The 4,974-nt window shown below is 41.9% G+C and carries 4 protein-coding genes; 3 read left to right on the forward strand and 1 reads right to left on the reverse strand.

Annotated features, from left to right (window positions below; translation table 11 throughout):
* The first annotated feature begins 428 nt into the window (after positions 1-428).
* The 3 genes from BLQ81_RS21670 to BLQ81_RS21680 are packed head-to-tail and all read left to right on the forward strand — an operon-like array spanning position 429 to position 2,892.
* Positions 429-722 carry a hypothetical protein gene (locus tag BLQ81_RS21670; protein ID WP_092735193.1) on the forward strand — a complete coding sequence of 98 codons (294 nt, stop codon included), beginning with the start codon at positions 429-431 and terminating at the stop codon, positions 720-722.
* Positions 723-740: 18 nt separating this feature from the next.
* On the forward strand, positions 741-1,289 hold the full coding sequence (locus BLQ81_RS21675; RefSeq protein WP_092735196.1) for a GNAT family N-acetyltransferase: 549 nt from the start codon (positions 741-743) through the stop codon (positions 1,287-1,289).
* Positions 1,290-1,341: 52 nt separating this feature from the next.
* Entirely contained in the window at positions 1,342-2,892 is a 1,551-nt protein-coding gene (locus BLQ81_RS21680; RefSeq protein WP_092735199.1) for a glycoside hydrolase family 99-like domain-containing protein, read from the forward strand.
* Positions 2,893-3,390: 498 nt separating this feature from the next.
* Here the strand turns inward: BLQ81_RS21680 and BLQ81_RS21690 are convergent.
* The coding region (locus BLQ81_RS21690) for a T9SS type A sorting domain-containing protein (protein ID WP_139183711.1) at positions 3,391-4,974 on the reverse strand (1,584 nt) is incomplete at its 5' end.

Below are 4,974 nucleotides of genomic sequence, written 5' to 3' on the forward strand. Positions count from 1 at the left end.
TAATCTGCGGGAGAGTTTTTTATTTTTAAACCGCAGAGCCGCCATGAACGCAAAGGTTTTCGCAAAGGAAAATTTTTACCACAGAGTTCTCTAAGAGAAAAGTTTTGTGAAGTTAAAAGTAAAAAGAACCTCATTCATTCAGTGCTCTAGTTGCCTTTTTTGAGGTCACAGAGTATGCGCTTCGCTTTATTGACTTGGAAAAGCAAGCAGAAAAAATCTGTGTTTATCTGTGAATTTTTCTGTGCTAATCTGCGGGAGAATTTTCTTTTTCAATCTTTGTAGCGAAAATCCAAAAAGCTTTAGCTTTTCTCAGTGTTCTCCGTGGTAAAAACCCTTTGCTCCTTTTCGCGTCCTTGTGGCAAAAGGTTTTTATAAATAGCACTTTCTTGCCCCAGCCTCGTAAACTATAGAAACAAATTTTTAACTCTATGCAACACTACGAAACCACACTGGTAGAAACACTCGAAAATCTCAGAAAAGAAGGATACATCGAGGATTTCAATATCCGATTTGACAGCTTGATTTGCGGAGATGTCTGCTTACTCCCTTCTCAATTTGAAGTGGATCAGACATTCAGATTTGAAGGAAACACAGACCCATCAGATGAAGCAATTTTGTTTGCTATCTCCTCCCTTGACGGAAAATTAAAAGGTGTCGTCGTTAATTCATATGGAGTATATTCCGATGATTTGACCGATGATTTGATGGAAAAATTCAAATAGGTTTTCCTATTTTCGGGGATGAATATCACCCTTGATTACCACTCAAACCTAGTTTTGACGGCTATTCAAGCTGAAGATCAACCGGCCCTATATCAATTGATGGACGAAGTGTACCGATCAGGCTATCGGTATATCTGGGAAGATCAAGGCGATTGGTATGTTAATTTGATCTATAATCGGCATACGCTTTACAAAGATCTCAAGCGACCTACAAGCCACTATTTCTTTGTTGAATTGGGAGGTGAAAAAATTGGTATACTCAAGTATGACTTTCCACTTTCTCCCAGGGAATTGGAAATACCCAATGCAATGAAGCTCCATCGACTTTACCTCCATCCTGAAGTTCATGGCAAAGGAATCGCAAGGATCCTGATGGATCACTGCGAAAAAATTGCAAAAGAAAACGATCTGAATTCCATGTGGCTCGAAGTGATGGAATGCCAACCCCAAGCCAAGAGATTCTATGAAAAATGTGGGTTTGAGCCTCTGCTAAGTTATCAGCTCGATTTTGAGCGGATTTTCCCTCCCTATCGGGGAATAGAGATTTGGAAGAAAAGTCTACATTGAAGTAAATCAGAAAAAAATCACTTTCTCTGATAGCCTGGTTAAATTCTTAAAAATGAATCACGTAAAACGCTTGTTTACAGTCTTTGCTTTTTCACTTTTTGCTGGAAGTTGTGAGCAAAAGACCAAGGTGGTTTCTATCTCTCAACCCGCAGGTATCAAGAGTTTTTCGGCATCTTCCCAAGCCATTCAGGACAAAGAAATAGTCGGTGTTTATATTATGCCGTCCTGGAATACCGCTGCAGATCCAGCTGTGGATCGAGACAGCTTCTGGTCCTGTCTTCAAAACCCAAAAGACTGCTCCAACCTTCAAAATCTCGGTATTTGGGGTCCGAGAGGAAGGATCTATAATGCACGTTATCCTTATGAAGGGCCCTTTTTGGATAGAAAACCGATCAAAGAATTGAAGGGCTTTTATAATCGAACTGATCCGGAAGTTGCAAAAAAACAACTTCAATACATGAAACAATACGGCATCGATTTCTTTGCTTACAACTGGTTTTTTGGAAGGCATTATTATTACCACCTGAACTTTGGACCTCAATCGAAAATCTATTACCCCAAAGGTGCCAAGATTGATCCCAATCGAGACGGGCGGGTAGCAATTCCCGGTTTGGTGGAATGGGGTGATCAGCTGGAGGTACTTTTGTCGGAAAACGCCAAACTGCCCAAAGAAGAGCAAATGAAATTTGCGATCAATTGGTGCGATGACAGCGATGAACGCTGGAAGCTTTGGTTAAAAATCGGTTCGCCTGATGAACTTGCCCGAAAAGCAAATTACCCAGGCGAAAAACCTGACAAGGCACTTTATCTACAGGTTCATGAAAAAATCACCCAGCTTTGGATTGACCAATATTTCAGTAGAGCGGATTACCTAAAAAGCTCGGATGGAAGACCGGTGGTGTACTTTTATTTTCCACAGGATGCTGAAGCCAGGGCCGCTTTTTACGGTTTGACATTAACTGATTTGCTCAACTTATCTCAGGAAACCGCAAAGAAGGCTGGTTTGGAAGGGATTAAATTCCTTGCCGTAATGGCAGGTCCCATGCTGGAAAAAGAACGGCAATATGGACTTCCCACCCTTTGGAAAGCCAAAAACGCCAAACGCCCTTGGGAAGGCGGAGACTACCAAAAAAAACAGCTTTTACAGGAATATGTGCCTAGATTAAAGAATATGGGCTTTGAGGGAATGACATCTTATGTTTATCACAATTTCTTTGAAAAAGATAATCGCTCCTATGTAGATATGCGGGAAACCTATCGAAGCCATTGGAAGATGTGGAGCGAACAGTTCAAAGCTGATTTAAATTTTGAATATCAGGTTCCTGTGGCCATGGGTTGGGATATGCGACCTGCAGGTGGTACTTGGCCTCAAGCTTCAGGATTTCCGTCTGAACCATACAAGGACTTTGTTCACAGCGACAAGTCCTCATTTACGGCCAAGCTTAAAGAAGCACAACAGGTTTCCAGAAAATACCGCCCAAGCAATGGGAATACGGTAATGATCTGTTGTTGGAATGAATACTTGGAAGGAAACTACATTGAGCCGACTGAAGGACATGGGTTCAGTTATTTGGAGGCGATTAAGGAGGTTTTTGGGAAGTGAGCTGGATGGGTAGTTCACCGCAAAGAATTTTTTAACCACAAAGAAACACGGAGATTTTATTCTGGAGGAATCAGTTTTTGGAAAGTTTCTCTGAGGTTAAGGATAACTTTATCCATTTTGAGAGTACAACGAAAGCTTCACTTTTTGGGCTTTAGTTTTCTGGGCTTTCTTGACCAAAATCTGTGGAGTCTGTGAGCTTTTTATCCACTATAATTTCCACCGCAGACTGTGGATTATTTTTGAGGAATCGAATCATAAAAGAACCACTGAAGAGATGGACACTAAAAACCTTGATTGTGATCTCAGAGTGTTGAAGTTCGCTTTTTAAGGTTCTTAGCCTTTGTGCATTCATGGTAAAGAATTATTAATCACTGAGAGACTTTGCACCTTTGAGCCTTCGTGGCCAAAATCTGTGTAAACCTGTGAGCAATAGACTTTCGAAAAAAAAATCCCGCCTCATTCGAAGCGGGATTCTTTGTTTTTAAATGATTCGAGCGATTACTTTTTAATCAGTCGCTTGGTCATTACCATATTTCCAACTTTCAGCTGTACCGTGTACATGCCCGGAGCCAATCCATCCACCTTAATGGTATGGGTGAAGCTTCCTTCTTTGTACACCTCATCCTGGATCACCAGTCTGCCAATCGCATCATACACTTGGAATGCAACGGTAGTGCTTTCATCCAGATCCAACATGATGTTGGTTTCGGTGGTAGCTGGGTTAGGATACATAAAGAACTCACCTGGCTTCAACTCTTTTCTGAGTTTGATCTCTCTGCTGATAGTCTGACCGGCCCGGTCGGTGCTGAATACTGTCAGCATCAACTGTGCAGGTACCGAAGTTCCTGTCCAGATCACCTTGTCACCATCGAGTGTCAGATTTGCATTGTCAGCGATTTGGTAGGTATGGATAGCGTCAACCGGATCGATAGTGCTCAGCGTACCGATTACCTGTCCGGATCTTGCATCCTTGGCTACCTTATCATTGCTGATCGTGATATCAAGCGCCTGTGGTTTGTCCAAGACTAGGACATTTACTGAGATTGGCTCTTCAAGTTCGTAGAAGTCGTTTGCTTCCAACTCTGCAGTCAAGGTATACAAACCTGGCTGAAGCGGGTTGTAAGCTTCAGTAGAAATGTTCATGTTGATTTTCTTACGGTTGAACCACTTCTCACTTTGTTTCACAATCTCACCTTTGATGAGTTCTATTGGAGTGTTCCATGCCACTGTGATCAATTCAGGATCTTGTTCTGCTCTGTATGAAATATTACAGCTTCCTACATAAGATCTTGGGCTTCCTTTGAGTAAAGCTTCGACAGCGTTAGCACTGACACAGATTGAATTTCGCTTACCGTTAGGTGTTACATGGCAAACCTGAACTTTGTTCTGTCCTGCTTTTCCACAAGAGGCTTCGACGGAGATAACCTTGGTAAAGATTGCATTTCCTACACAATTTCCATTTACAATCAATTCAACCATGTATTCTCTGACAAAATCTCCATTTGCAAATACTTGATAAGTTGAACCTGTAGCTCCACCAATTATTGAGAACATACCTCCGACATTTCTTTGATACCACTTATAAGTTACTCCTGGATAAGTAGAAGGCTGATAAGTTGCAGTCAATATTGTGCTGGAAGGTAATCCCAGAGAAGTGGCTGCGCCATCAAATATTACAACATTACCATTAGCATTTTTAGGAACACTTGTACTAATGAATGCCTGAAGCACTGTCAATTGAGCCAAAGAGGTCGTTTGCGAACCTGTTAGGTTTCCAGAATTAGGAACAAACTCAGCTGAGATGTTATAGGTTGCACCAGGCGTAAGGCTGATAGAGAATGATCCTGAGAATACACCTCCTGTGACAGAAGCTGCGCTTACTGTTCCAATTGTGGTGGTGCCATTTTTAAAGGTTACTGTACCGCCTTTGGTATTTACTTCAGATTGAATGCCTGAGTTAACCGTATTTACAGTTGCAGTAAGCGTCACTTGTCCGCCACTACAATTTGCCAGTGAGTTTGCCAGAGTTATTGTGGTTGGGGCCGGGGTGATCGCAAACTGTGCAGTCACAAATCCTACCGT

The organism is Algoriphagus alkaliphilus (genome assembly GCF_900103735.1).
GTDB classification, from domain to species: Bacteria; Bacteroidota; Bacteroidia; order Cytophagales; family Cyclobacteriaceae; genus Algoriphagus; species Algoriphagus alkaliphilus.